Source organism: Pseudomonas sp. REP124 (assembly GCF_020164475.1).
Lineage (GTDB): Bacteria > Pseudomonadota > Gammaproteobacteria > Pseudomonadales > Pseudomonadaceae > Aquipseudomonas.
In genome coordinates this window covers 1-3,935 of record NZ_JAIQWX010000260.1, presented here as the reverse complement: position 1 = coordinate 3,935, position 3,935 = coordinate 1, and the positions used below count along the sequence as shown (strand labels likewise).

Here is a 3,935-nt window from a genome sequence, read left to right as displayed (position 1 = left end):
TCCCACAGTGGGCAGTGCAAGTCTTCAGGATCGGTGTAGACCCCGCCTTTTGTATTTACCGTGACCGAGTCCCGACTGATGAACACAGAATTCCGTAAAACGCTGCCCGGCAGCCATCTGGATTACTTCGATGTCCGCGCGGCGGTCGAGGCCATCCAGCCTGGCGCCTACGACACCCTGCCGTACACCTCCCGCGTGCTGGCGGAAAACCTTGTGCGTCGCTGCGACCCGGCCACGCTCACCGAATCCCTGAAGCAATTCATCGAGCGCAAGCGCGACCTGGACTTCCCATGGTTCCCGGCCCGCGTGGTGTGCCATGACATTCTCGGCCAGACCGCCCTGGTGGACCTCGCCGGCCTGCGTGACGCCATCGCCCAGCAGGGCGGTGACCCGGCGCAAGTGAACCCGGTGGTGCCGACCCAACTGATCGTCGACCACTCCCTGGCCGTCGAGCGCGGTGGTTTCGATCCGGAGGCGTTCGAGAAGAACCGCGCCATCGAAGACCGTCGCAACGAAGATCGCTTCCACTTCATCAACTGGACCAAGAAGGCGTTCAAGAACGTCGACGTGATCCCGCCGGGCAACGGCATCATGCACCAGATCAACCTGGAGAAAATGTCTCCGGTGATCCAGGTCCGTGACGGTGTGGCCTTCCCAGACACCTGCGTCGGCACCGACAGCCACACCCCGCACGTCGATGCGCTGGGCGTGATCGCCATCGGCGTTGGTGGCCTGGAAGCGGAAAGCGTGATGCTCGGCCGCGCCTCCTGGATGCGCCTGCCGGAAAGCGTCGGCGTCGAACTGACCGGCAAGCTGCAACCGGGCATCACCGCCACCGACATGGTGCTGGCGCTGACCGAGTTCCTGCGCAAGCAGAAGGTCGTTGGTGCATGGCTGGAGTTCTTCGGCGAAGGCGCCTCGGCGCTGACCCTGGGCGACCGTGCCACCATCTCCAACATGGCTCCCGAGTACGGCGCCACCGCCGCGATGTTCTACATCGACCAACAGACCATCGACTACCTCAAGCTCACCGGCCGTGATGACGAGCAGGTGCAACTGGTCGAGCAATACGCCAAGCAGATCGGCCTGTGGGCGGACAGCCTCAAGGGCGCGCAATATGAGCGCGGTCTGACCTTCGATCTGTCCTCGGTCGTGCGCAACATGGCCGGCCCGAGCAACCCGCACGCCCGTGTCGCGGTGTCGGATCTGGCGGCCAAGGGCATTTCCGGTCAGTGGGAAGATGTTCCGGGCCAGATGCCGGACGGCGCGGTAATCATCGCCGCCATCACCAGCTGCACCAACACCAGCAACCCGCGCAACGTGATCGCCGCCGGCCTGCTGGCGCGCAACGCCAACAAGCTGGGCCTTACCCGCAAGCCATGGGTCAAGTCGTCCCTGGCACCGGGCTCGAAAACCGTTGCCCTTTACCTGGACGAAGCCGGCCTGACCGATGAGCTCGAACAGCTCGGTTTCGGCGTCGTGGCCTTCGCCTGCACCACCTGCAACGGCATGTCCGGTGCGCTGGACCCTGTCATCCAGCAGGAAATCATCGACCGCGACCTTTACGCCACCGCCGTACTGTCCGGTAACCGCAACTTCGACGGCCGGATTCACCCGTACGCCAAACAGGCATTCCTCGCCTCGCCGCCGCTGGTGGTCGCTTACGCCATCGCCGGGACCATCCGTTTCGACATCGAAAAAGACGTGTTGGGTGTGGTCGATGGCAAGGAAATCCGCCTGAAAGACATCTGGCCGAGCGACGAAGAAGTCGACGCCGTGGTGAAGGCTTCGGTGAAGCCTGAGCAGTTCCGTCAGGTCTACATCCCGATGTTCGCCATTCACGAAGACAACGGCCCGAAAGTTGCGCCGCTGTACGACTGGCGCGAGATGAGCACCTACATCCGCCGTCCGCCGTACTGGGAAGGCGCACTGGCCGGCGCGCGTCCGCTCAAGGGCATGCGCCCGCTGGCGGTCCTGCCGGACAACATCACCACCGACCACCTGTCGCCGTCCAACGCGATCATGATGGACAGCGCCGCCGGCGAATACCTGGCGAAAATGGGCCTGCCGGAAGAGGACTTCAACTCTTACGCGACGCACCGTGGCGACCACTTGACCGCGCAGCGCGCTACCTTCGCCAACCCGAAACTGTTCAACGAAATGGTTCAGGAAAACGGCAAGGTCAAGCAGGGTTCCCTGGCCCGCGTCGAGCCGGAAGGCAAAGTGATGCGCATGTGGGAAGCCATCGAGACCTACATGGATCGCAAGCAGTCGCTGATCATCATCGCCGGTGCCGACTACGGTCAGGGCTCGTCCCGTGACTGGGCGGCCAAGGGCGTGCGTCTGGCGGGTGTCGAGGCGATCGTCGCCGAAGGTTTCGAGCGCATCCACCGCACCAACCTGGTGGGCATGGGCGTGTTGCCGCTGGAGTTCAAGTCGGGCACCGACCGCCACACCCTGGCCATCGACGGCACGGAAGTCTATGACGTGATTGGCGAGCGCAAACCACGCGCCGAGCTGACGCTGGTGATCCATCGCAAGAACGGCGAACGCGTCGAGGTGCCGGTGACCTGCCGTCTCGACACCGCCGAAGAAGTGTCGATCTACGAGGCCGGCGGCGTGTTGCAGCGCTTCGCCCAGGACTTCCTCGAAGAATCGGCGGTAGCCGTCTAAACACAGGCAGTACAGACACGGGGCTTTCGAGTCCCGTGTCTGTTTTAAGGAGTAACGAGCACCATGGCTCATGCAGCTCAAATAAAGATTCCCGCCACCTACATGCGCGGCGGCACCAGCAAAGGCGTGTTCTTCAGCCTGAAGGATCTGCCGGAAGCGGCCCAGGTTCCAGGTCCGGCCCGCGATGCCCTGCTGCTGCGCGTGATCGGCAGCCCCGATCCGTACGACAAGCAGATCGACGGCATGGGCGGCGCGACGTCCAGCACCAGCAAAACCGTAATCCTGTCGAAAAGCATCAAGGCCGATCACGATGTCGATTACCTGTTCGGTCAGGTCTCCATCGACAAGCCTTTCGTGGACTGGAGCGGCAACTGCGGCAACCTGACCGCGGCGGTCGGATCGTTCGCCATCAGCAACGGCCTGGTGGACGCCAGCCGCATCCCGCACAACGGCGTGGCCGTGGTGCGCGTATGGCAGGCCAACATCGGCAAGACCATCATCGCCCACGTACCGATCACCAACGGTGAAGTGCAGGAAACCGGCGATTTCGAACTCGACGGCGTGACCTTCCCGGCGGCTGAAGTGCAGGTCGAATTCCTTGATCCGGCAGCGGAAGAAGAGGGCGGTGGCGGTTCGATGTTCCCTACCGGCAACCTGGTCGATGACCTGGAAGTCCCGGGCGTCGGCACTTTCAAGGCGACCATGATCAACGCCGGTATCCCGACCATCTTCGTCAATGCCGAAGACATCGGTTACAAGGGCACCGAGTTGCAGGCCGCGATCAACGGCGATCCGAAAGCGCTGCTGATGTTCGAGACCATCCGTGCCTACGGCGCCCTGCGCATGGGCCTGATCGCGAACGTCGACGACGCGGCCAAGCGTCAGCACACGCCGAAAGTGGCGTTCGTCGCCAAGCCTGCCGACTATGTTTCCTCCAGCGGCAAGGCGATTGCGGCCGGTGATGTCGACCTGCTGGTGCGTGCTCTGTCCATGGGCAAACTGCACCACGCGATGATGGGCACTGCGGCAGTGGCGATCGGCACCGCAGCGGCGATTACCGGCACCCTGGTGAACCTCGCGGCCGGTGGCGTCGAGCGTAACGCGGTGCGTTTCGGCCATCCGTCCGGGACCTTGCGCGTGGGCGCCGAGGCCAGTCAGGTCAATGGTGAGTGGACCGTGAACAAGGCGATCATGAGTCGCAGCGCGCGGGTGTTGATGGAAGGCTACGTTCGCGTGCCGGGTGACTCTTTCTAACCCACACC

Annotated in this window: 2 protein-coding genes; both read left to right on the top strand. The window is 63.4% G+C overall.

The features are described from left to right. Nucleotides 1-78: 78 nt before the first annotated feature. A complete protein-coding gene (acnD, locus tag K9857_RS29900; protein WP_224542116.1) occupies nucleotides 79-2,673 on the top strand; it encodes a Fe/S-dependent 2-methylisocitrate dehydratase AcnD in 2,595 nt (864 codons plus the stop codon). 63 nt (nucleotides 2,674-2,736) lie between these two features. Beyond that, entirely contained in the window at nucleotides 2,737-3,927 is a 1,191-nt protein-coding gene (gene prpF / locus K9857_RS29895; protein WP_224542115.1) for a 2-methylaconitate cis-trans isomerase PrpF, read from the top strand. Nucleotides 3,928-3,935 lie beyond the last annotated feature (8 nt).

Bases quoted from the DNA above. Each gene is read 5' to 3' on its own strand.
- prpF (WP_224542115.1), top strand. From the start codon at position 2,737: ATGGCTCATGCAGCTCAAATAAAGATTCCCGCCACCTACATGCGCGGC.
- acnD (WP_224542116.1), top strand. From the start codon at position 79: ATGAACACAGAATTCCGTAAAACGCTGCCCGGCAGCCATCTGGATTAC.